The 22,849-nt window shown below is 43.3% G+C and carries 20 protein-coding genes, 5 tRNA genes and 1 pseudogene; 3 read left to right on the forward strand and 23 right to left on the reverse strand.

Annotated elements, in window-relative coordinates; genetic code table 11:
* Positions 1-144: 144 nt before the first annotated feature.
* On the forward strand, positions 145-1,086 hold the full coding sequence (gene ttcA / locus AAC006_RS11325) for a tRNA 2-thiocytidine(32) synthetase TtcA (protein ID WP_339891342.1): 942 nt from the start codon (positions 145-147) through the stop codon (positions 1,084-1,086).
* The gene (locus AAC006_RS11330) at positions 1,087-2,100 is read left to right on the forward strand and encodes a patatin-like phospholipase family protein (protein ID WP_013784123.1); all 1,014 of its coding nucleotides are present in this window, start codon (positions 1,087-1,089) and stop codon (positions 2,098-2,100) included.
* On the opposite strand, the gene AAC006_RS11335 is transcribed toward AAC006_RS11330, so the two are convergent.
* From AAC006_RS11335 to AAC006_RS11430, 20 genes and pseudogenes are all read right to left on the reverse strand, one after another.
* Positions 2,092-2,727: a DUF2987 domain-containing protein gene (locus AAC006_RS11335; protein WP_013784124.1), complete on the reverse strand. Its 636-nt coding sequence runs from the start codon at positions 2,725-2,727 to the stop codon at positions 2,092-2,094. The two genes, AAC006_RS11330 and AAC006_RS11335, sit on opposite strands and share 9 nt — an antisense overlap.
* Positions 2,724-3,515 carry a glucosaminidase domain-containing protein gene (locus AAC006_RS11340; protein WP_126873375.1) on the reverse strand — a complete coding sequence of 264 codons (792 nt, stop codon included), beginning with the start codon at positions 3,513-3,515 and terminating at the stop codon, positions 2,724-2,726. Before AAC006_RS11340 ends, AAC006_RS11335 begins: the two co-directional genes overlap by 4 nt.
* The gene (locus AAC006_RS11345) at positions 3,508-4,269 is read right to left on the reverse strand and encodes a stress protein (RefSeq protein ID WP_260563533.1); all 762 of its coding nucleotides are present in this window, start codon (positions 4,267-4,269) and stop codon (positions 3,508-3,510) included. Before AAC006_RS11345 ends, AAC006_RS11340 begins: the two co-directional genes overlap by 8 nt.
* A gap of 138 nt (positions 4,270-4,407) precedes the next feature.
* Positions 4,408-5,100, reverse strand: a complete 693-nt coding sequence (locus AAC006_RS11350) for a LysE family translocator (RefSeq protein WP_126873327.1) — start codon at positions 5,098-5,100, stop codon at positions 4,408-4,410.
* A 101-nt stretch (positions 5,101-5,201) separates the two neighbouring features.
* On the reverse strand, positions 5,202-5,918 hold the full coding sequence (gene cobB, locus AAC006_RS11355) for a Sir2 family NAD+-dependent deacetylase (protein ID WP_126873326.1): 717 nt from the start codon (positions 5,916-5,918) through the stop codon (positions 5,202-5,204).
* Between the two features lie 58 nt (positions 5,919-5,976).
* The gene (locus AAC006_RS11360; RefSeq protein ID WP_013784129.1) at positions 5,977-6,801 is read right to left on the reverse strand and encodes a sulfurtransferase; all 825 of its coding nucleotides are present in this window, start codon (positions 6,799-6,801) and stop codon (positions 5,977-5,979) included.
* Positions 6,802-6,878: 77 nt separating this feature from the next.
* Positions 6,879-7,373, reverse strand: a complete 495-nt coding sequence (gene tpx / locus AAC006_RS11365) for a thiol peroxidase (RefSeq protein WP_013784130.1) — start codon at positions 7,371-7,373, stop codon at positions 6,879-6,881.
* A gap of 65 nt (positions 7,374-7,438) precedes the next feature.
* A complete protein-coding gene (locus AAC006_RS11370) occupies positions 7,439-8,122 on the reverse strand; it encodes a tRNA-uridine aminocarboxypropyltransferase (protein ID WP_041452868.1) in 684 nt (227 codons plus the stop codon).
* 157 nt (positions 8,123-8,279) lie between these two features.
* Positions 8,280-8,366: transfer RNA gene (locus tag AAC006_RS11375), tRNA-Leu, on the reverse strand.
* A gap of 62 nt (positions 8,367-8,428) precedes the next feature.
* A tRNA-Cys gene (locus tag AAC006_RS11380) sits at positions 8,429-8,502 on the reverse strand.
* A gap of 14 nt (positions 8,503-8,516) precedes the next feature.
* A tRNA-Gly gene (locus AAC006_RS11385) sits at positions 8,517-8,592 on the reverse strand.
* Between the two features lie 151 nt (positions 8,593-8,743).
* On the reverse strand, positions 8,744-9,322 hold the full coding sequence (pgsA, locus tag AAC006_RS11390; protein WP_013784132.1) for a CDP-diacylglycerol--glycerol-3-phosphate 3-phosphatidyltransferase: 579 nt from the start codon (positions 9,320-9,322) through the stop codon (positions 8,744-8,746).
* Between the two features lie 114 nt (positions 9,323-9,436).
* A complete protein-coding gene (gene uvrC / locus AAC006_RS11395) occupies positions 9,437-11,254 on the reverse strand; it encodes an excinuclease ABC subunit UvrC (protein WP_208805405.1) in 1,818 nt (605 codons plus the stop codon).
* Positions 11,255-11,260: 6 nt separating this feature from the next.
* Positions 11,261-11,905, reverse strand: coding sequence for a UvrY/SirA/GacA family response regulator transcription factor (uvrY, locus tag AAC006_RS11400; protein ID WP_013784134.1), 645 nt, complete (start codon positions 11,903-11,905; stop codon positions 11,261-11,263).
* Between the two features lie 205 nt (positions 11,906-12,110).
* Positions 12,111-12,836, reverse strand: coding sequence for a pirin family protein (locus AAC006_RS11405; protein ID WP_013784135.1), 726 nt, complete (start codon positions 12,834-12,836; stop codon positions 12,111-12,113).
* A gap of 253 nt (positions 12,837-13,089) precedes the next feature.
* The gene (locus AAC006_RS11410; protein WP_339891346.1) at positions 13,090-14,544 is read right to left on the reverse strand and encodes a pyridoxal phosphate-dependent aminotransferase; all 1,455 of its coding nucleotides are present in this window, start codon (positions 14,542-14,544) and stop codon (positions 13,090-13,092) included.
* 51 nt (positions 14,545-14,595) lie between these two features.
* Positions 14,596-16,696 (reverse strand): annotated as a pseudogene (gene ovoA, locus AAC006_RS11415) (5-histidylcysteine sulfoxide synthase).
* Between the two features lie 645 nt (positions 16,697-17,341).
* Positions 17,342-17,433: transfer RNA gene (locus AAC006_RS11420), tRNA-Ser, on the reverse strand.
* A gap of 141 nt (positions 17,434-17,574) precedes the next feature.
* The gene (locus tag AAC006_RS11425; protein ID WP_339891347.1) at positions 17,575-18,411 is read right to left on the reverse strand and encodes a class III extradiol ring-cleavage dioxygenase; all 837 of its coding nucleotides are present in this window, start codon (positions 18,409-18,411) and stop codon (positions 17,575-17,577) included.
* An 89-nt stretch (positions 18,412-18,500) separates the two neighbouring features.
* Entirely contained in the window at positions 18,501-18,974 is a 474-nt protein-coding gene (locus AAC006_RS11430) for a DoxX family protein (RefSeq protein ID WP_339891349.1), read from the reverse strand.
* A 193-nt stretch (positions 18,975-19,167) separates the two neighbouring features.
* On the opposite strand from AAC006_RS11430, the gene AAC006_RS11435 reads away from it, so the two are divergent.
* Positions 19,168-20,100, forward strand: a complete 933-nt coding sequence (locus AAC006_RS11435; protein WP_339891350.1) for a LysR family transcriptional regulator — start codon at positions 19,168-19,170, stop codon at positions 20,098-20,100.
* Between the two features lie 58 nt (positions 20,101-20,158).
* On the opposite strand, the gene AAC006_RS11440 is transcribed toward AAC006_RS11435, so the two are convergent.
* The 3 genes from AAC006_RS11440 to AAC006_RS11450 all read right to left on the reverse strand — a co-directional run bounded on the left by AAC006_RS11440 (position 20,159) and on the right by AAC006_RS11450 (position 22,446).
* A complete protein-coding gene (locus AAC006_RS11440; protein ID WP_208805395.1) occupies positions 20,159-21,625 on the reverse strand; it encodes a DUF3360 family protein in 1,467 nt (488 codons plus the stop codon).
* 145 nt (positions 21,626-21,770) lie between these two features.
* Positions 21,771-21,862, reverse strand: a tRNA-Ser gene (locus tag AAC006_RS11445).
* 203 nt (positions 21,863-22,065) lie between these two features.
* Positions 22,066-22,446 carry a hypothetical protein gene (locus AAC006_RS11450; protein WP_208805394.1) on the reverse strand — a complete coding sequence of 127 codons (381 nt, stop codon included), beginning with the start codon at positions 22,444-22,446 and terminating at the stop codon, positions 22,066-22,068.
* Positions 22,447-22,849 lie beyond the last annotated feature (403 nt).

The following is a 22,849-nucleotide window of genomic DNA, read 5'->3' on the forward strand; positions in this document are numbered from 1 at the left end:
TGCTATCTTTGCGCTATAGCTTTAAACGCTATTGGTTTTTGTTAGAAGAGAGGGCCAACAAGATTTAAAAAATCTTCACCTCGCACATTCAATTTTACTTGATTACTGTATAATGGTTTTTTTCGCAGTAACCAAGCTATTGATATGAACAGTGCAGGCACAAACCGTGCGGACGCTCCGTTAACCGCGTCTCAAAATAAACAAAAATACAGCTTTAATAAGCTACAAAAGCGACTTCGTCGAAATGTAGGCAAAGCGATTGCTGATTTCGGCATGATTGAACATAACGATAAAGTGATGGTGTGCTTGTCTGGTGGTAAAGACAGTTACGCTATGCTTGATATTCTTATGTTTTTAAAACGCATTGCGCCAATTCATTTTGACATTATAGCGGTTAACCTTGATCAAAAGCAGCCTGGATTTCCAGAGCACGTACTTCCTGAATACCTCGAGAGTGTAGGTGTCGAATACAAAATTGTAGAAGAAGACACTTATTCTATTGTTATGGACAAAGTACCTGAAGGTAAAACCACGTGTTCGCTTTGTTCACGATTACGTCGCGGTATTTTATACAGCACGGCTAAAAAGCTAGGCGCCACTAAAATTGCCCTCGGCCATCACCGTGACGACATGCTAGAAACCTTCTTTTTAAACATGTTCCATGGCGGTAAGCTTAAATCAATGCCACCAAAGCTGGTTAGCGATAATGGTGAGCACATTGTCATAAGGCCCCTTGCTTATTGTACTGAAAAAGACATTCAGCGTTATTCTGATGCCGTAGAATTTCCTATTATTCCTTGCAACTTGTGCGGGTCTCAAGAAAATTTGCAGCGTCAGAACGTAAAGGCCATGCTACAAGATTGGGATCGCCGTTTCCCTGGGCGTATTGAGTCAATGTTTAGTGCGCTTCAAAATGTAGCGCCGTCACATTTGGTCGACAAGAATTTGCACGACTTTAAAGGCATCTCTACACAGAACGGGCCGGTTGAAGATGGTGATATTGGTTTCGATCCCCCCAGCTTTGCGTCGCCCAATGAGCCTACTGACGACACGGTTCACGTTATCAATTTGATGGAATCAAACTAAATGAAAATTGGTCTAGCATTAGGTGCGGGTGCCGCAAGAGGTTGGACCCACATTGGTATTATTCAAGCATTAGAAAAGCTGGGTATTAAAATTGACGTGGTGGCAGGTTGCTCTATTGGTGCCTATGTTGGTGCCGCTTACGCTAGTGGTAAGTTAGAAGGCCTTAAAGAGTGGTCTTGTTCTTTGTCAGATTGGCAGGTACTTGCTTTGATGGGCGTTGGTTTACGTAGGGGCGGTATTGCTAGCGGGCGAAAAGTGTTTGATAAACTTGCCAGCGAATTTTGTGCCCCAACCTACGAAGCAATGGAAAAACCGTTCGCCTCCGTGGCTACCGATTTGTACACAGGTCGTGAGGTAGTGTTTAGTTCCGGCGAGATTGGCAATACCATTCAAGCTTCGTGTGCTATTCCTGCCCTATTTGCCCCAGTCGCCCATGGCGATCGTTGGTTAGTAGATGGCGCGGTGGTTAATCCAGTGCCTGTTAACCTGTGTCGTCAGCTTGGTGCAGACTTTGTTATTGCCGTGAACCTTAATGCTGACTTCAGGCCCCTTAGGCTTGAAAAATTACGACTCGATCACGAAGAAAACCAAAGAAAAACCGAAGACTTTTTCACTAAAAGCCAAAACGTGCTTAAGCAGTGGTTCTCACCTGATGGTAAAGAAAAAGCAGAAACGGAAACTGAAAGTGAAACCGATAGTAAACATAGCGAGCAAAACGAAGGCGTTGCTAGCGACGCTATTGAGGCCATAGAAGAAACAATTTCGCCGCCACCAAATAAAGTCCCTAAAGGTAACCCTCCAGGGATTTTAAGTGTAATGAGTAGTTCGTTAGAAATACTTCAAGCAAGGGTGACACGTTCTCGTTTAGCGGGCGATCCGCCGGATATTCTGATAGAGCCCCAACTAACCGACGTGGGTATTATGGAATTTCACCGCGCACAAGAGCTATGTGAAAAGGGTGAAGAAACCATCACCCGTATTGCTGAGCAAATTAAGTATCAGCTATTAGCTTGATGCCATAGCGGTAACACGAAGTGGGGCTTTCGGTAGTGTGAGCCCTTTATTTTCGTTAATTTCACTTTGTTCTAAGTGAAGTATGCCGTTATTAATATGCAGGCCTTCTGGGGTAATATAATCCAGATTTTTATCATCAAATTGCAACATCAACCCTTTCACCGTTGGCATTAAGAACGATAAAAAGCTACCCATTTCATTGAAGAACGCTTCATATTGGCCATAGATAAAATTCAGCTCTTCTTTTGTATAACTGGCGGTTAAGTATTCACTTTTTGTTTCTAGCTGCACAGACATATCACATACATTAGCCGCTTCAGTTAAATCGATACTGATATAGGCATTTGCCAATTTTAGCGCTTTTTCCGTTGGTACAGTGAATCGGTACTCATCACTAACCTCTAATGGCATAGTTTGTTTGTCAGTGACTATCTCAGCGTTATTAATTTCACATAACCGCCCTTCACCAACACGCAGAAAACCAAAAGCGAATTGCAAAGCTTGAGTGTCTTCATTATCCAGTTTTTTTACGTGACTATAAAAACGGCTGTATTCCACATTCACCGTTTCAGCGGCAACACTTGAGGTGAGTAATGCGCCTATAAGCGCGCATGCTATACGTTTCATTCGGTTAAGAACTCCTGGTTAAACCGGATCATGGTTTGTAATTCGTCTACATAGGCCGCGCCGCGCTCAGAGTAATTCATTAATCCCTCTGCCAAGGCTACGCCAGTAATGGGGATTTGATTTGCTCTTAACCGCTCTCTGATTTCTCGCAAATCGGTATAGGCATCGTGTCTATTCAGGTTACGCATATAAGTATAAGTCGCCCGAGATAGGCTTGGGAACTTCGCGACTTCGTGCGTTGCGCCGGCATTTCGTTTACCGGGAACAAAACCACATCCTTTCACAAAGCACCAAATACCAAAGAAGTTATAACCTTTTCTAGCAAAACGACTGGTGCCCCATGCCGACTCGTTTGCCGCTTGCACGAGCACGAGTTCAGCAGGCAAAATATCAATTTTGTGAAGTAACGCAAGCAGACGAGATGTGAGCGGTTGTTCCGCCTTTACGCGGTACTCAGTTTGCAACCACTCAAGACGGCTAATGTCATCGTCGGTTAGCGGCTCTTCGTTCAAAGCCTTACGATACAACGTTTGTATGTAGTGTCTAAGGGTAAGTAAATACGCATTCTGTTTTTCAACTTCGGGGCGTAAGTAATCGAAAAAGGCACTTTTCTTTTCTTTAACGTCGGTATACGCAGAAAAGTCGGGAACAGGTTTTGTGGCTTCAGGTGTTTCTGGAATATCTAAAATATCGGGCTCGCGCTTAGTTAATATAAGCGCGTTAATGACTATTACTGCCAATACAGCAATAGTAATTAAAACAATTTTTAGCGTTTCCCGTTTATGCATCGAAGCTCGACTCATTCGTTTTACTTTGAACAGTTTGGCTGGGTGTATATTCACCCTCTTCACCAATCATCTCTTCATACAACAACCCTAGCATACTAAAATACAGGGGTAGAACCCACACAAGGGACAAGCCTAATGTAAACGGAACGGAAATAAACAATATAATAAAAATGGCAAACACACCGGCTAACTGTGCCCAATAAGCATTGAAAACCCGGCAAGATAAAATAATGGCACGAAGCGGCGTTAACGATTTATCAGCAACCAGCATGAGTGAAAAAGAGGTCGCCATCCAAAAATACACACCAGGTACCACTAACAATACCAAGCCAATTTGTACCACTATGCCATTCACCAATTGAGTAAGGGCTAATGCGAATATCAAAGAGACGTAGCTGAAAATAGAGAAAACCGTGGTTTTTTGACCTCTGGCATGGCTCACCCCCATCATATACAACCCGCCAATTAGTGGTGCAACAATGAAAATAGCCACAATTTCAATTAACGATTGGTGTTCAAAAATGAAGGTGCCGTCTTCATTGAAAGTAATGAACTTCTGAGCAACAAAACCGAGTACGACAAACGTAAGAAATAGGACTAATGAAGCTTGGAATAAGCTTAAAAAATTTGCTTTAGCCAAACCATTAGCGCGAGAAAACAACGATTTAATATCGAAATCATATTGCTTTGAAAGTGTTCTTTCTAGCTTGCTTGTTGGCTGGTTATCTTTAAAAGGCATTTTATTATCTGCCACACGATCCTCTACTGCTGCTATCGAATTTAACCGCCGCATTATACATAAATATGGCGATTAACCCCAATTACCACGTGTTAGTTGATTAAATGTAATAACCAGCGTTTTGCCTCAAAGCATAAATCTATGAGTGAAACGTTAGCCCAAGACTAATTTTGCGGCCAAGCCAACCAGTAAAACGCCCATTGCACGGTCGAGCCAGTACCCTTTTTTCCCAATAAGTTGAGCAATTTTACTGGTACTAAGTAGGTAGGATAGAAAACAAAACCAAAGTCCTGTTGCTATGGCTAAGTAAATTCCATAACCAAGCTTGATTGAAAAAGGCGTGTCGATATCAATAATAGCGGTGAACAACGATAAGAAGAATAAGGTTGCTTTGGGGTTTAAGCCATTTGTTAAAAAGCCAATCCAAAGTGCTTTTTGTGCAGATATTTGCGAGTTAGCTTTTTTATTATTGGCCGCCTTGTTATTAGCTAGCTTAGTTTCATCCAGATTATCTACGCTGTTGCTTACCCCTGCCTCGCCGCCTGCTGGCGGTTGGCTAGGCCCGCTTTTTAGTGCGCCATACGCAATATACAATAGATAACCCGCAGCAAGATAACTAAAGGTTTTGAAAAGCCATGGCGTAGTGGCAATAACTACACTTAAACCCACCAGTGAATACCCAACGTGTAGCAAAATCGCCAGTCCAATGCCAACGCTTGTATAAATAGCAATACGGCGACCGTACGCGAGGCTATTGCGAACCACTACCGCAAAATCAGGGCCTGGGCTAGCTACTGCAACAAGGTGCACTAGGGCAATGGTCAAAAATTCATTCAGGTAAGGCATATATTTTTAATATTACTCTATATTTTAGGCGCTCAGTGTCAGTGAGCTTTCATGCTAGTAAAGCGTCTTTAGCCATGAATTTTTTCAAATCATAACTTTATTTAAAGATCATATTCTTTAATTAACCGCGTTACAAACGCTGGGACTATTTCAGTGGCATTGCCGCTAATAGATTCATCGAATAACCAATTATTCGCACTGGGTTCTAAATTTAATTCTATGCATTGTGCGCCCGAGTCTTTCGCATTAATCACAAACCCCGCGGCAGGATAAACATTTCCTGAGGTTCCAATGGCTAAGAAGATATCTGCGTTCGCAATATCTTGTGAAATTTCTTCCATATAAAGGGGCATTTCACCAAACCATACAATGTCGGGTCGTAAAGTGGCGGTATTACAACAGGCACAAACAGTTTGGCCGTCGAACGCAGTTTTGCATTCAAAAGTCTTATTTGTTGTTACGCAACGGCTAGACAGTAATTTTCCGTGCATATGCAAAATACGTTCGCTGCCCGCGCGTTCGTGCAAATCGTCGACATTTTGCGTGATTAATGTGAATCGGTCTTTCAATGCGCGTTCAAGTGTCACTAGCGCTTCATGAGCAGCATTGGGATTGACGCAATCCGTAGTCAATTGCATTCTACGTTCATTATAAAACCGATATACAAGTTCAGGGTTACGGGCAAAAGCTTCGGGCGTAGCCACGTCTTCCACACTGTGCTCTTCCCATAATCCGTTGTTATCTCGAAACGTCTTTAATCCAGATTCTGCTGAAATTCCTGCACCAGTTAACACGACAACGCGAGGTGGTGTATTCATAAGCTCAATTCCTTTGAAATATATACACGTAACACGACTACCCTAAATTAAACGAAGGTTAATCTTTCACTACTGGAAAAGTGGCGTTTGCTCCCCACTCAGACCAAGAACCATCGTAAATAGCAACATCATTTGCACCGCACATGAGTGCAGCAACGCCAATAATACACGCCGTAACCCCTGAGCCGCAGGTACAGATAATGGGCTTCGATAAATCAATATTGGCTTTGGCAAAAACATCTTTTAATTTTTCAACGCTTAAGAAAAAACCATTCTCTAACAGCGCTGTGAATGGAAGATTGTAAGCACCTGGCATGTGCCCCGAACGAATCCCAGGGCGAGGCTCTTCTACTTGCCCGTAAAATCGCGCTTCACTTCTGGCATCGACTAGTTGAGCATCGGTATTAATCGCTTGAATAACCGCTGAACTATTTACAAACCATTTGCTCTGCGCATTACTTTCATACTTAAAATGTGAGGGAATACGTTGTTCTGATACTGGTAAGTTTTTTTCTTCCCACGCTACTTGGCCGCCATTTAACAATTTTACGTTCTCATGCCCCATGGCTTTAAGCATCCACCAAACACGAGGGGCGCTGTACATACCTCGGGTATCGTAAACCACTACAGACGAACGTTCGGTTAAACCTTGTCGGCCTAAGTACAAAGCAAAGTCAGATTCGGTTGGCATACTATGAGGAAAACCCGTAGTGTGAGCACTGCCCTCGCCGTCTAAGTCTATATCCACAGAGTTTGGCAACACCATGGCATCACGAGAATCAGGCGTTTTGGTAACCGGGTCGTCCATAACCGCACGCACTAAAATGATGGGTTCATCTTGCAGTTGCGTGGCAAGCTGTTGAACATTAACTAACATCGACATATCACCCTCTCCATTGAAATGCCCACGTAACGCTGTGGGCATTACTGGTTTGAGCTATTTACGCTTTATATTCTTAATTACAAAGCAGCCATTGCTGAATCGTAGTTTGGTTCTTCCGTGGTTTCAGCCACTTGCTCGGTATAAAGTACCTTACCGTCGGTATCAATCACAACGACTGTTCGTGATAGCAGACCAGTTAGCGGCATAGAAGTGAACGCCACACCATAGTCGTCACCAAAACTTGTACGGAAAGTAGAACCGGTAATCACATTTTCAATGCCTTCTGCACCACAAAAGCGGCCAGCTGCAAACGGTAAGTCAGCAGATACGCAAATAACTTGTGTATTGTCTAGACCAGCTGCTTGTTCATTGAATTTACGCACTGACGTTGCACACGTGCCTGTATCGATAGAAGGGAAAATGTTAAGAATAACGCGTTTACCCTTAAGATCAGCGAGGGTTACTTCACCTAAATCCGCTTTTACTAATGTGAAGTCTGGGGCTTGCTGCCCAACTTCTGGAAGCGAACCTACAGTTGAAACTGAATTACCTTGAAACGTAACTGTTGCCATGTTTTTCTCCTTGGGTTTTGATTGCTTAACCTTATAGTTAAGCGCGAATGCACGCAAGATAAGGGTTACTTAACTTGCGCCTTTGCAAATTCAATTTTGTGACTTAAATGGGGCTTCCCTTTTAAGTATTGGTGTCGAAAAATACTGAAGTATTTAGCTAGCGCCGTAGCCGCTTCAACTTCACCTGCCAAATCTAACACGTTTATTCCCACCTCTGCAGTGCAATGCTGGAATTCTCGTGTAGATTCTCGCAACAAGTAATTCGATGATATTTCAGGGGATACGCCCAGCACCGGAAACTTATCTAGGTACGGGCTTTTACCAAACATTTTTCGCGCCTCACGCCACGTGCCGTCTAAAAATATAAACAATGGAATTTTGTCTAATTTATCTTCCGGCTTGGGGATGCAACGCGCTGGCTCAGCATACTCGTGAGGAAATATAATGATGGGTTGGTATTTAGGGTTGCTTAGTAACGTCAGTAAATCTGCATCGGGTTCGGTTCTGTGCCACACAAACGCGTAATTTTCAGCTACCACATCCGCAATTAATCGGCCTGTGTTGGTTGGCTTGTAGTATTCGCCCTTGTACATGATGAAAAGTACCGCACAGGATGCTTGTGGTTCAGGCTTATCGGCACAAATACACGCGTTTACAGGCAGTAAACAAATATCGCAACGGATAACTTTACTACCCCGCGCATTGAAAGCTCGCTTTGCTCGTTTGAGCTCAGACGTTCTAAGCGCCAGAATGGAATTAATATGTGGAAGCACGCAGTAAACTCAATAAGATTAGAGTGATATGGTAGCACAGAGCGTGAGTTAGCCGTAAAGCAAAATACTGAAATTAATTAGCGAATTATAAGCTTTAAGAATATATATTGGATGTATTTAGATATGTAGAAAATGGTGCCCGGGGCCGGACTTGAACCGGCACGTCATTACTGACGAGGGATTTTAAATCCCTTGTGTCTACCAATTTCACCACCCGGGCATCGGGGTAACCTTTCGGTTGGGGTGTCAGGCGTAGAAACCTGTTGTAGCATTAAAGCATTATGGAGGCGGAACCCGGAGTCGAACCGAGATCCACGGATTTGCAATCCGCTGCATAGCCATTCTGCCATTCCGCCGTAATACTAGACTTTGGAGCGGGAAACGAGATTCGAACTCGCGACCCCGACCTTGGCAAGGTCGTGCTCTACCAACTGAGCTATTCCCGCATTTAAAGTCTTACATTTCGTTTCGTTGTTGCCGTCTCGAAATGTGCGGTGAATTCTACCTGTAACGCTGAAAGAGTCAATACGAAAAACAAGGAAATATGCAATTTTGTGATCGTTTGCTACATTTTTATTCACATTGTTCAATAGACGATCAAATCTTATCTTTTAAACCCGCACTTAGGTGTGGCCACGCAGCACGGGAGTAAATAATCATTGACCAAATTGACAGCACTGCAGCGATATAAAGTAAAATATGTCCTAGGGTTACCCAATAAAGTGGAATGCCCATAAACGATTCAAGGCCAGATAATAATCCAATAATGGCTAACATTTGCGCAGTCGTTTTTGCTTTGCCAATAAATGACACTTTTACCGCTTCCCTCACACCATTTTGTCCCATCCACTCTCTTAGCGCAGAAACATAAATTTCTCGCACTAATAGTGCAATGGCTGGAATAGTAATCCATAAACTACCGTAACTGTGGGTAATCATTAATAATGCAGCCCCCACAATAAGCTTATCGGCAACAGGATCGAGGAAAGCACCAAAAGGCGTAGATTGTTCAAGTTTTCGGGCTAAGTAGCCATCGAACCAATCGGTAATCGCCGCAAGCCAGAAAATAACTGCGCCAGCTTCGTGGGCCCAACGCCAATCTAGAAAATAAACACCAACAAACACAGGAATAAGAATTACTCTGAATAGAGTAATTAAATTTGGAACCGTCCACATAAATACATCTCAAAATTTTCGCCTAATATAGGCAGGTTTAGCGCAGCTTTTTTTAAGCCTTCAATTTTTAACAGATTACCGCAATTTACGTATTAATGCGCGTATTGGATGAGATTAAAGATGAAGATGATCGTATATGGTGTCAGCTAACTCTTTGCTAATACCTGGTACGCTGGCAATTTCATCTTTACTGGCCTTTTTAAGCCCTTGCAGCCCGCCCATGTATTTCAACAATGTTTGGCGACGTTTAGCCCCTACTCCAGGTATGGTTTCTAAACTTGATGTGGTTTTCACCTTTTGACGGCGGTTTCTGTGCCCAGTAATAGCAAAGCGGTGAGATTCATCTCTTATATGCTGAATAAGATGCAAGGCGGGTGAGTGGCTGTCCATAGGCACGGTGTCGTGGCTATCGGCCAATATAATAGTTTCTAACCCCGGCTTACGGGTTGTGCCTTTCGCTACACCTAATAACATAGGCTTTTTATCATGCGGCCAATCTTCAAAGAAAGTTTCAGCTTGCGACAACTGCCCTTTACCGCCATCAATAAGCAGTAAATCAGGGATATTTTGTACTTCTTTAACCGATTTATAGCGACGTTTAAGGGCTTGTGCCATAGCGGCGTAATCATCACCGGGCGTAATGCCCTCAATATTATAGCGGCGGTAATCGCTTTTAAGCGGGCCTTCACGATTAAACACCACGCAAGATGCTACGGTTTGTTCGCCGGAGGTGTGGCTTATGTCGAAACATTCCATACGCTGTAATGGCGCATCTAATTCAAGCGCCGTTTCTAAATCGAGATATCGGGCAAATACCGACTTTTGTTCGCCGTACTGGGCCTCTAGTGCGGTTTCAGCATTGGCTTGTGCTAGTTCTAAGTAACGGCGTTTCTCTTCACGTGCACCTTTAAAGAAATTTACACGGTATCCGGCTTCACCGCTAAGTAAATCGGCTATCGCGTCTTCATCAGACAACGCACTGGCAAATACCATTTGCTTAGGTATAAGTTTGTTGCCCGCTAAGTAGAACTGCAATAAGAAGGATTCGAATATTTCTTGTTCATCGGCCGTGTTCGGCACTTTTGGGAAAAACGCCTTGCTACCTAATAGTTGGCTGTCACGAATAAACATCACCTGAATACACGCCATATTGCCTTTTACCGCAAAACCAAATACGTCCATTTCATCTTGGGTACCGGCTACCCATTGGCGCTCTTGTACTTTGCGAAGCGTGTTGATTTGATCACGATAACGTGCGGCAGCTTCAAAGTTTAGTGCTTCGCTGGCCTTTTCCATTTTATCTACCAAGGTACCAATGACTTGTTGGTTTTTACCTTTTAGGAATAGCCTAGCGAGGTCTATCTGCTCGTTATACTCTTCGTCGCTAACGTAACCTTCAACACAAGGTGCACTGCATCGTTGCATTTGATATTGCAAACAAGGGCGACTTCTAGCGCGGTAGTAACTGTCTTCACATTGGCGTACTGGAAAAATACGCTGCATAGAACGCAGACTTTCACGAACGGCCCCCGCACTAGGATAAGGACCAAAATATTCGCCCTTTTTCTTTTGCGGGCCACGGTGAAACGATAAACGTGGATGCTGGTGATCAGATAGGAATATAAAAGGGTAGGATTTATCGTCACGCATGACCACGTTATAACGTGGCTTGTACTTCTTAATGAAGTTGTTTTCTAACAAAAATGCTTCTGTTTCGCTATTTACAACGGTGACATCCATATTGGCAATTTGCATTACCAATGAGCGTGTTTTTGCATTATCGACATTCATTCGAAAATAGCTAGAAACACGCTTTTTAAGGTTTTTTGCTTTACCCACATAAATGACTTCTTCCTGGGCGTTATACATTCTGTATACGCCAGGTTGAGAAGTTAAATTTTTGAGAAACGCTGCGGAATCAAATGCAGACATACTGGGCTAAAGCAAATTCGAATCGATGAGTTTGTGGCGAAGCGCTAAGTGGGTTAATTCCACATCAGTGGTTACGCCTAACTTTTCAAACATACGATAACGGTATGTATTGACGGTTTTTGCGTTAATGCTTAGTTCAGTAGCAATATCAGGTACACGCTTACCCTTGGTGAGGCGAAGCGCAATACTTAACTCTCTATCTGATAAATCATTAAACGGATTGTCTGAATTTGGGGAAAGCTTATCGATGGCGATGCTGTTCGCAACTTCACTATCGATATACTTTTGCCCACCAACCACTTTGTGAATGGCACGAATAACTTCTTCAGGTTCGGCATCTTTCGTTAAGAAGCCGAACGCGCCAGCATTCATTACCTGCATAGGTATGGGGCTTTCTTTATGCATAGACAAACAAATTACGCGGGTGTTCTCTGACATCCGCACAATGCGTTTGGTTGCTTCTAGCCCGCCAATACCGGGCATATTTACGTCCATGAGCACCACATCTGGAGCGTTTTTTCGACATAGCTGTACGGCATCTTCGCCATTTTTAGCTTCAGCTATGATTGAAAAATCTACGACATCTTCCAGAATTCGGCGGATCCCTCTTCTGACCAAATCATGGTCATCTGCTAGGATTATTTTTATCACATGTATCTCACTGACTACGGTTTGCTTTCAAACAAAAAAGATCCGTAACCGAGGTGGATTCCACCAGTTACTTACCAATCATGTGTTCGTATCATACCACGACTACCGACTAGGTAAACTTTTCAGTGTCAATTTGTAGTAAGGAAATGTGTAAAAACAAGCATTAACAGAACAAGCTGGTTAATAAAGATACTACACCGACTTATTAGCCTACAGGAGGCAAATCAAACCAAAGCGCAAGTGCTTCTTCATTGGCCAAAACCACTACCTTTTGCCCCAAGCCTAACCCTATTGCATCTCCTTTTGTTAAGGTAGTCATCTTGTCTGACTTAACGTCGTTAACGGTTAATTCACCTTTCACAATATGCAAATAGCCAGCCCCCAAGGTTGGCGAAGATTCAACGGCCAAGTCGAAACTTTCCCCTCGGCTAAGGGCCAGTTTACTAATACGTGCATCTTGATTAATTTTTAACGAACCGTCTTGCCCCGATTCACTGACAAGAAGCTCTAATCCGTTTTTATCACTAACCGATTTCTGTAAGTAGGCCGGCTGAACACCCGTTACGTTAGGCTCAATCCAAATTTGAATAAAATTAACTTCCTCCTTATCAGACGCATTCATTTCAGAATGCCGAATGCCCTTCCCTGCACTCATTACTTGGATATCACCTGCAGGTATAACGTAGTCGTTACCCGTACTATCTTTGTGTTTTAACGCACCGCTTACCACAAAAGAAATGATTTCCATGTCCCGGTGCCCATGGGTTTCAAAGCCTCTGCCCGGCTGTACGATATCGTCGTTAAATACCCTAAGTGCAGAAAATCCCATATGATTGGCATCATAATACTGGCCAAATGAAAAGCTATGTTTGCTGTTAAGCCAACCAAGATTAACGTTACCTCGTTCGCTACCTTTTCGAATGTATTGCATAATTATATCCTTTCATCGAGGCGCTTTTTAAGAACCATTAATGCGCCTGTTTTCGATAATTAACTTTCAATACACCATATTTTAGTTACTAAGCAGCGGGATAAAATTAGCGAAATTAGCACCGTTCATTCGCTTTTTGAGAATGAATAAATTAGATATGAGTTTACGCTGGCGGTAATGTGATTTAAGGCAAAGGCGACAATAACGATAGAGCTAGAAAAACGCTAGGGCGAGAATAACGAAAGGCGATAACTTAATCGGAGAATAATCTTAGTAACGCGGTTTTTATCGCGCTAGGGTGACATGCCAAATTAAGGCGTAAATAACCGGGGGCGTTAAAACTTGCCCCATCAACACCAATAACACCGCGCCGGCAGGCTTCAAGGAACGTGTTTTGCAAAAAGCGTTCATTCAGATTCAACCATAAAAAGTAACCTGCATCGCCCAAAGTAAAAGATGTGGTTGGGCTCAGTACGTTCATAAGCGCTTTGGCGTATTGCCTATTGAACGCAATGGCCTTTAGCACTAACGCTAACCAATCATCTGCTTGTTCGTATGCCGCAATCAGCGCAACTTTTGCGACAGGTGTCGCCTCAAGATGGCAACTGTCTATTTCCTTCGCAAATTTAGCCTGTAATGCATCATTCGCGATAATGGCATATGAGGCAGCGGGTATAGCCGATAAATTATATGCCTTACCGGCGCTGTTTATTCGAATAATCATATCTTGCGCAAATGGGATATTTATCGCAAAAGGTCTTATAGCACACGCTTTATTGGTATTGGTGTTGTACGAAGCATCAACAGTAGCATCGGCATCAATAAAACCAAATTCACTGTGCACTTCATCAAGAATAAGGGTGATATTATGAGCATCACAAAAACGGGCAATATCATGTTGGTGTGTTTCGCTTAGCACTGTGCCAGTGGGGTTATTCGGGTGGCAAAGCACAAAAGCACTACAATCTGCATCTAATAACGCGGTTATCTTTTTTTCTGAACCGGTTTCTGTAAAACTAATATCCTCAATGCTGATATCAACGAGGTTTAGACCCTGCGCCGCAATTCTTTCTCGAAGGGGGCCGTAGGTAGGTGAAAGCACCATGACTTTATCACCTTTGGTGGTGCACACCTTCAACGCAGTATCTACTGCAGCCATCACACTTGCCGTACTCACTACCGAATTGGCGGCAATGACTGCACCTTGTTTAGCGTAACGGGCTGCCACAACATCACCAATATCACATGACTGATACCCATAATGCGAAGATACAAATGCCGAAATAGCATGGGCAATGTGCTTAGATGGCGCAGTGTCCATGTCGGCTATCCACATACTTACTGCGTGTTCTGGTGCATGCGGGAACCGAGTAGAAAGCGATGAAAACTTTAAGCGGCTTCTTGTGTTAGTTTCGCCATCACAATCGCTATCATTAACAACAGTAATAGTATTAGTATTGACCTTAATATCACCGCAACCCAAAGGTGTATGCCACAGCGATGAGAATTGACTAAGTTGCGCAGAAAACAGGTTGTCGATATCGGCAACCTGTTGTCTCAACGCTGCGTTTATATTTACGCTGCTGTCCGCTAGTTGATCAGCGTCTGCTAGAGCGCTTGTATCGCCTTGCCTAGAAGCTTTAGCGCGAGGCTTAGCCGCTTTAGCGCGAGGCTTAGCCGCTTTAGCACTAGGATTAGCCGCTTTCATTCATGACCTTCTTGGCAAAGAACACAACGCTTAAACGCTCTATACACAATACTATCGCTTTTTAAACACGTTAAATTCAGACAGTGTATGCTGATATTTACGCTTTGTTTCACGAATAACGAAAGGAATTTCAGTTGGCGCCCCTACTCGCTCAAAACTCTCTTTAAGCGTGGCTTCCAGCGCTTCTGTCGACGTTAACGTTTCACCATTCTCGTCTTTATAACCACCTAACCATTCGCTACGTTCTGTGTATTCTTCCAACCACGTAAACGGTGAGGCTATTACCAGTATGCCGCCAGCATTAAGCCTTGCTGTCACGTCGTTCAGTACTTTCTTAGGGCTGTACACTCTATCAAGCAAGTTCCCCATAAAGATTAAGTCGTAGCCTGTAAATTGCGGCTTCAAATTACACGCGTCACCTTGAGCAAAGTGCACTTTATCGGCACATTCCGCTAAGCCCAAGTTGCTTAACTTTCTGGCTTTAAATGAAGTTAGTTCGCCTTCTTCAATAAGGTTATAGCGGATTTCACCTCGTTCTTGCATAGCAACGGCGGTTTTAATAAACCGTGCAGAAAAATCGATACCATCAACATGATCAAAATAGGTAGCTAATTCAAACGATGAACGCCCTACTGCGCACCCTAAGTCTAACGCCTTGCCGCCTTTATTTTCAGGCATGTGGCTTAAACAAAAATGAGCACTCGCTTTAGCGAAGTTTTCAACATTAAAGTAAGTGTCACCGTAATGGAACTCACTGTATTGTGATACCTGTGTATCGCTTTCGTAATCCAAATCATTTACCTGTATGGGTAGCGCAGCTTCTACATAGCGAAAGCCTGCGTGTTGAAAGAAGTGACGGCGAAATGCATAACGGCTTTGTGCCATTGCCTCATTCCCCGTAGATATCCAGCTTCCGCCTTTTATAAGGTTATGTTTGTTGTCAAAGGTAGGCGTGGTGAAATCGTCGTACAGCGGGTGCACTTTAAACCCATCAAAGGGGTAAATTGGCGTTTCCGTCCACTGCCATACGTTGCCCACTACATCGTAAAAATCACCGGCTTGGTTAATATCAACCGGCTCACTAGACGCATACTTGTTCAGCGCAATGTTATAAGCCGTCTGAATAGGTGTTTTCGGTAATGCCCGCAAACTCACGTAAACGTAACCACTCATCTTCAGTAGGTAGTCGAATTAACGTGCCGGATTGTTCACTTTTATAATTACAGAAGGCTTTGGCTTCGTGGTAATTCACATCTACGGGCCAGCTCAGTGGTAACGGAAATGCTTCTAGCATACTGCGGTACAAATAACCGTTGTCAGTCTTTACCCAGAAAGTCGGATGCGATGCTTTTGTGTATTCGCGCCATTTAATACCTTCTTCTTCCCAGTAATCTGAGTTCTCATATCCGCCTGCTTCTACAAACGTTAAAAACTCACCATTACTCACAACGAATTGACTGGCTTTAAATTCTGCTACGCTAGCTTGATGGTGGCCATATTCGTTATCCCACCCATACAAGGCATCGTTCCATTGCTTGTTGCATATAACATCGCCACTTGGCACCTCGATTAATGTATTGATAGGGGCGCTAGAGAAAACGTTACAACTAGGCCAATTTTCATTATCGGTCTTAACCTGGCTAATAGGAAGTTGACGGATAAGTACTGAGGACGTTTCTAAATGAATGCGTTCATGTTCAATACACATCACCAGCGGCCACATTGGGCTTTCCCAATTGATAGGCATACTAAAATCGAGGGTTTCAATTACCGATAACACGAGATCGCGCACTTGGCGGCGATACTGACGTACTTCATCAACAGACGGCCATGCATAGTTCTCGTCGTTAAGATCATCCCAACTCATTTCGTCTACACCGATAGCAAATAACGACTCGAATCTCGGGTTGATACGCTCAGAAATGATTTTAGCCAAAATAAGCTTATTGATAAAAAAAGTCGTGGTATGGCCAAAATAAAAGATAAGTGGATGGCGAAGCTTTTCAGCACGCTGGAAATAGGCTTCATCGCTTGCTAGGCAAGTAAATAGGCTTTCATAGGTATCAAACGAATCCGTAAAATACGCTTTTATTTCCTGACGTTTTTGCTCAACACTGCCCTGACTCAAATTGAGCGTACTCATAGCCTGCATATCAATCCTCTATATTTATTCTTTTTCGTCAGTGGGTGTAACGAGTTGTCGTTGCGTTTCACTTACACTTTCGTTTTAAGCATTAGCACTGTAATGAGTAATAACCTCTATATCACTTACTATACACCTTAATTGCAATTGGACATTAGAGTGAAGCCCTAATCACACATCTGCGAATTAGCGTCCTTAAACAAGTGTACCTATGTACAATAGCGATAGCATACAAAACTAATGGTTATTCGTTTTTAGCAAAAATTTATGACCAACATGCGACTGTCGCGTGAGCCTTAGTTTAGTCTCTCACTCATTTTTATTAACGCCGCGTAGTCGAACACATTAGTTATAATGAATGTAGTCATTTTATAAGTGCTTATTACAAATTATAGACAGAGGAAGATCAGAAAAACTTTCAATGAGTTGCAGTACTTTTTCACCGCTATCTTACGTGTGTTTGTACGTTTATCAATGCGGCATTGCTACTTAGTGGCTAGAACATCTTCTAACCTTAATAAAAGTTTTAGCATTGTGAATTTTATTTAATGAAACCTGCACGAAAATATATAAGGTTCAATGACGCCCTTTTTATATGCATGTCATTGTTTGAGGCATAAAAAAACCCGCAACAGTGTGCGGGTTTTCAAAACTTGGCGGAGAGGGAGGGATTCGAACCCCCGGAAGGTTCGACCCTTCGCCTGATTTCAAGTCAGGTGCATTAAACCGAGCTCTGCCACCTCTCCAAGTGCTGCGTATCTTAATGATTTCGCTGAAAGTGTAAAGCACTAACTTAAACTTTTATGTTCAACCGATTAATTGATAAACAAAGTGCCTGTATTTTGGTTAATTTGTTTATGTTAAGGGCATGTCCGTGGATGTTTCGCTTAATTTTGCCAAACAAACATACTTGCTGGCTTCGTTAGTAACGTTAATGATATTGCTTTGTCTACCGTCCTTTCGTTTGCACCGTAACAAACATGAAGTGGGAGTAAATGTTCTTCTCTAGGGTGAGCAAATATTCCGTGGGGTGAACTTTTCCACTCAATGAGTTTTTGACTCCTTTCTAATTCACTCATTGGTTCAAACTTCATTGTTTCTTGTAGCCATTGATTGAATTCTTGTGCTTTTTTATTTGCCGACGCTGAACTATCAAAAAAGCCACGCATGTTATGAAAAGACGAACCCGAGCCTAACAGTAAAACATGCTTGTCGTTACAATTAGCCTGTAAAATGTGTCTCAATGCTCTTCCTAACGCAATATGCTTTGCCGCATCCAAGTCTGATGTTAAGGATACTTGAATACAGGGAATATCTGCCTCTGGGTACATGATAGTGAGAGGAACAAACATCCCGTGATCAAACCCACGATTAGGGTTAGCCGTTGCGTCAATCCCCTGTGCTTGCAAACCCGCAACAATAGATGCAGATAAATCGGAGATACCAAGGGCTGGATATTGCAGTGTATAAGCCCGCTCAGGAAAACCATAGTAATCATAAATTAAGCTTGGGTGGTTACTGGCAGTCACTTGGGTGTTATTTTCCTCCCAGTGCGCACTAACCACCACAATGACATCAGGCCTTCGCATATCTCGCGATAAGGTTTTAAGTACCTCAATCATTTCTTTATGGTTTGCGCCCCCTTTGCCGTCTTCATCTGTAACGCGTTCTAGAAGTGGTAGCGGTCCACCACCATGTGAAATGTAAGCCGTTGTAATACTCATCAGTGTTTTTCCCGATATAACTGTTAAATCGATGACGCAGACTCATTAAAGCTATAGGCAGCCTTCATTCGTGCCTGTTTTTAACAAAATCAGCCTTTGACAGAGCCGCCGTATTGACCGTGTAATTTATTGCTGATAACGGCATCAAATGAAAATTTTCCGGCGCCCTGAATAGACAGTGCAACCGTGGCAGCAAGTAGGGCTAAGGCAAATTCGTAACCGTTGTTGCTCATGAATAGTCCGTTACCCGCATGCACACTAAAAATAGCGACTAACATGGTGAACGCACTTAGTGCGGCAGCGGGACGTGTAAGAAACCCAAGTATTAGCGCTATTCCCCCAAAGAACTCTGCACTACCGGCGAGTAATGCCATGATAAACCCAGGCGCTAACCCTATACTCTCCATCCACTGTCCAGTTCCCTCAAGACCGTATCCGCCAAACCATGCAAATAGCTTTTGCCCACCATGTGCAGCCAAAATAATTCCTAGGGGCACACGTAGCACTAAATTCGCTACACTATTGTTGCCAGAAAATACGCTTGTTAAAAAATGCTTATTCATAGTTACACCTTAATAGTTCCGTCACGGCAACCACACTGCCGTGCAGAAAGCCTTTAGTTAGTTATTAGTCCTTTGTCTGTGACGAAGAACTAACGGCATGGGTGTAGAATAGTTGCCAACATAAATTGAATAAAGCGGCATAGTATTGAATAATTAACAACGCTTTGTTGATAATAGGGTTAATAATAGAGAAATGGATAGGATCGCACTGCTTAAAACGTTTGTGGTGGTTGCTAATGAAGGCAGTTTTACTCGCGCTGCGGATAGGCTTAACACCTCAAATCAGCTTATAAGTAAATATGTGGCTCAACTTGAAAAGCACTTAGACGTGCGTTTATTCAACCGCACTACCCGAAAGATTCACCTGACAGAAGCAGGGCAACAGTGTTTACTGCACGCCAATAACATATTGGAAAGTGTTAACGATATGGAGGGGCAGCTCGGCCTACTTAACACGCAAGCCAAAGGTGTACTACACGTAAGTGCCCCTGTATCCTTTTCTACCTTACATCTATCTTCAGCGCTCGCGGCGTTCCAACATGCTCACCCCAGCGTTTCTGTAAACTTACAACTGAATGATCGCAAAGTAGATGTGGTAGATGAAGGTCTGGATGTTGCGATTCGGGCTGGCTATTTGGCTAACTCTGCCCTCGTTGCAAAAAAGATCACTACACTTAACTTAGCCCTTTGCGCAGCGCCGGCCTATTTAGAAAAATATGGAACGCCCTCACATCCATCAGAGTTAAATCCAGAACATTACCTAGAATATTCCTATGTCAATTATGATAGCGACGGGTCAGAGTTAATGAAGGCGCTTAAAACTAATGCGCAAAAAGTCACGCCAAAACTTATTGCGAACAATGGAGAGGTGCTGACTAATGTGGCAATACACGGTGATGGTTATGTATTACAACCTACTTTTATTACCGGTGACGCGCTCAGGCGGGGTGAGTTGTTATCAATATTAGAAGACTATGTCCCACAAGCTATTTCCTTATATGCGGTATACCCACACCGTAAACTGGTTTCCAATAAGCTCCGCGTTTTTATCGACTTTTTGTGTGCCTACTTTGAAGATACTCCTTACTGGGACAAGCCGTTAAATGAGCCCATACAAAAACGTTAATGCAGGGGCCGCTATAAACACAGCCCCTACCATTTAAATTATAAAAACGTTTTAGTACTTACACTCTAAAGGTCTCAATGATGGCAGGCACGCCTGGGAACATACCGATTAAAGCCATTACCGTACATAGTACAATAAAAGTAATGCCCGGTATTAACCACCTACCCGCTTTGCCAAGTTCACCAGCCCGTTCTTTACATCCAACTAAGCCTAAGTTGTCGAGAAGCATAGTGAACGACCAACCAAACACAGGGTTAACCAGTACTGAAGAAATAACCACTAGTGCTGCAGATTGTGTTGTTTTTCCTTCTCGCGTCATTTGCATACCGGCTTCCATCAACGGTAAAAATACACCTACTATGAGTGCAACACACAACACGGGAGGCCAAATAGCAAGGTCCATTGGGTAACCCCAAATGGCAGCAACTACACACAATATGCCAGTTACTATCGCACCGCCTGGAATAGGTCTACGCGCAATTGACGCAGGTATTATGTAGGTTCCCCACGATGAAGCAATATTCCCCCCACCAAGTAAACTTCCCACTGCTTGGCGGCTAGATGCTGCAATCATGGTATCGTCGATATTCATGTGCGCTTTCTCACTATGCTTCGGATAGCTCAATTTCTGGAAAACCTGATGACCAAGAAAATCCGGAGACCACATAGACACCGCCAATACAGCAAATGGCAGTACCGCAATAAAATGAGACCAATCAGGTAGCCCCAGTTGCCACCCTGTATTTTCACCCCACCAATAGGCTGGGTTTAAGTTTGGCATACCCGGTGAGGTAGTAAATTCAAATGGCGCGCCTAGAGCAAAAGCAATAACCGCTGCCATGACTGCGCCTAAAGGAATAGCCAACCAACGCTTTTGAATATGCTCCAACCATGCATACATTAAAATGGTGGTAACAATAACCACAAAGGCTAAATAGGCCATGTCGAAACTCTCTGCCCACGCAAACAGTTTTTTCACCTGCCCAGTAATTCCAATAAATCCTAAATACAGTAAAAGGCCGCCACAAACGCCATTACTGGTTAGTTTTGCTAGTACACTGCCGCCCTTGGTTATCCCCAACAAAAAGCCAAAAAAACCAATTAACAACCCTAACGCCATAGGATGACCGCCCGACGCAACAATCAGTGGCACCAAAGGCAGTAACGGACCATGAGTACCCGCTAAGTTCGCTGACGGATTGAAAAACCCGGATATCAATATAACAAACAACACCGCAGCAATAAGTAGCTCAAAACGAACGTTTTCTACAACGAATTCAGCTGATAACCCTAACGGCGCAGCAAACGCCCCTACAACGGCCGCAACCATTACAATTTTGCCTATTGTTGCCGCCATACCAGGCACACAGTCTTCCCACTCTAATCGGTAGTCTCTACCAGGTAGGTTCAGTCGCCAGCGCTTTGGCGCAATAATTTGTAATTCGTGATTGAGATAATCTTCTCTTGATTGAAACGTACTACTTGGCTTGTGAAGTTTTTGATAAGAATCGCTTTTTTGAGACACTTTACACCTTACGATTGCTGGAAGAATGGCAAGGCTATACCTGTTAATAGCGTGTAACAATGCGACTGTGGTCTTAGACGTAAACTGATTTCGCATTTATTTTATGCATAAAAAAACCCGCAACAGTGTGCGGGTTTCTAGAACTTGGCGGAGAGGGAGGGATTCGAACCCCCGGAAGGTTTGACCCTTCGCCTGATTTCAAGTCAGGTGCATTAAACCGAGCTCTGCCACCTCTCCAAGTGCTGCGTATCTTAATGATATTTTTCTGCGTGTAAAGTGCAAATCTAAATAAAGTGTGCCAAGTGGCGAATAGATAAACAAAATGTAAAGTAAAGGGCGTATTTCGTGCAAAATGCTCTTGTTTTGCGACAATTAGCTAATAACCAAGCTAAGTGAATCTGCAAAGCTTCACATTTTTGTAGACAGTTATTTTCAGCACCTTATAAAGGGATTAATCTTGCTTCCACTTCAACTTGTTCAACATGGCAAAGCCCCTCGGCCACTTCTACATCATAGGCATACCAGTATTCGTACCCTTCTTTTTGTACGGTAATGTTGTAAAAGCCTTGTCGCTCAAGTGCGCCAAACAACATCGTAGTAGAATCGCAATCAGAGGATTCTGGGTTGGTTAGCTCTTCTTCGTAGCTTGACTCTTGAAGTATGGCAGTGGCGCCACAAGAAATAGGTGCTTCGGTTACATCATCAATAACGGTTATAGCGATGCCTGGAATAACTTCAGTGGTACAAACAACGCCATCGTCGTTATCTGAATTACACCCTGCCAACAAGACGATGGGTAACACAGCTAAAAAGCGCTTCATAAATTCATCCTTAAACGAGTATTAGGCTTTCGAAAGTATTTTCTGTTTGTAAATCAAAGACTGAATACAAAACATACATCGAATTGAAGATAAAATCAGGTAATTTATTACAGGCATAAAATTGCAGACATAAAAAAACCCGCAACAGTGTGCGGGTTTCTAGAACTTGGCGGAGAGGGAGGGATTCATTCGCGCCGTCCATGGCGCTCACCCTGCGGGCAGCCTTCGGCTGTGCAAAATGGCTATCCTGCCATTTTGTCGAAAAACGGGGGTTCTCACCCTCCCTCTCATGTAAGCTTTAACTTTTCTTTTACCCATAAAAAAACCCGCAACAGTGTGCGGGTTTTCAGAACTTGGCGGAGAGGGAGGGATTCGAACCCCCGGAAGGTTTGACCCTTCGCCT

Origin of the sequence: uncultured Alteromonas sp. (assembly GCF_963976965.1) — a bacterium.
Lineage (GTDB): Bacteria > Pseudomonadota > Gammaproteobacteria > Enterobacterales > Alteromonadaceae > Alteromonas > Alteromonas naphthalenivorans.

What these genes read in the sequence shown, in the direction of transcription:
- ttcA (WP_339891342.1), top strand. Translation starts at nt 145, where the DNA reads ATGAACAGTGCAGGCACAAACCGTGCGGACGCTCCGTTAACCGCGTCT.
- AAC006_RS11335 (WP_013784124.1), bottom strand. Translation starts at nt 2,727, where the DNA reads ATGAAACGTATAGCATGCGCGCTTATAGGCGCATTACTCACCTCAAGT.
- AAC006_RS11405 (WP_013784135.1), bottom strand. Translation starts at nt 12,836, where the DNA reads ATGCAATACATTCGAAAAGGTAGCGAACGAGGTAACGTTAATCTTGGT.
- AAC006_RS11360 (WP_013784129.1), bottom strand. Translation starts at nt 6,801, where the DNA reads ATGTCGATGTTAGTTAATGTTCAACAGCTTGCCACGCAACTGCAAGAT.
- pgsA (WP_013784132.1), bottom strand. Translation starts at nt 9,322, where the DNA reads ATGTGGACGGTTCCAAATTTAATTACTCTATTCAGAGTAATTCTTATT.
- AAC006_RS11350 (WP_126873327.1), bottom strand. Translation starts at nt 5,100, where the DNA reads ATGCCTTACCTGAATGAATTTTTGACCATTGCCCTAGTGCACCTTGTT.
- AAC006_RS11435 (WP_339891350.1), top strand. Translation starts at nt 19,168, where the DNA reads ATGGATAGGATCGCACTGCTTAAAACGTTTGTGGTGGTTGCTAATGAA.
- AAC006_RS11425 (WP_339891347.1), bottom strand. Translation starts at nt 18,411, where the DNA reads ATGAGTATTACAACGGCTTACATTTCACATGGTGGTGGACCGCTACCA.
- tpx (WP_013784130.1), bottom strand. Translation starts at nt 7,373, where the DNA reads ATGGCAACAGTTACGTTTCAAGGTAATTCAGTTTCAACTGTAGGTTCG.
- AAC006_RS11340 (WP_126873375.1), bottom strand. Translation starts at nt 3,515, where the DNA reads ATGCATAAACGGGAAACGCTAAAAATTGTTTTAATTACTATTGCTGTA.
- cobB (WP_126873326.1), bottom strand. Translation starts at nt 5,918, where the DNA reads ATGAATACACCACCTCGCGTTGTCGTGTTAACTGGTGCAGGAATTTCA.
- AAC006_RS11430 (WP_339891349.1), bottom strand. Translation starts at nt 18,974, where the DNA reads ATGAATAAGCATTTTTTAACAAGCGTATTTTCTGGCAACAATAGTGTA.
- AAC006_RS11330 (WP_013784123.1), top strand. Translation starts at nt 1,087, where the DNA reads ATGAAAATTGGTCTAGCATTAGGTGCGGGTGCCGCAAGAGGTTGGACC.
- AAC006_RS11450 (WP_208805394.1), bottom strand. Translation starts at nt 22,446, where the DNA reads ATGAAGCGCTTTTTAGCTGTGTTACCCATCGTCTTGTTGGCAGGGTGT.
- uvrC (WP_208805405.1), bottom strand. Translation starts at nt 11,254, where the DNA reads ATGTCTGCATTTGATTCCGCAGCGTTTCTCAAAAATTTAACTTCTCAA.
- AAC006_RS11410 (WP_339891346.1), bottom strand. Translation starts at nt 14,544, where the DNA reads ATGAAAGCGGCTAATCCTAGTGCTAAAGCGGCTAAGCCTCGCGCTAAA.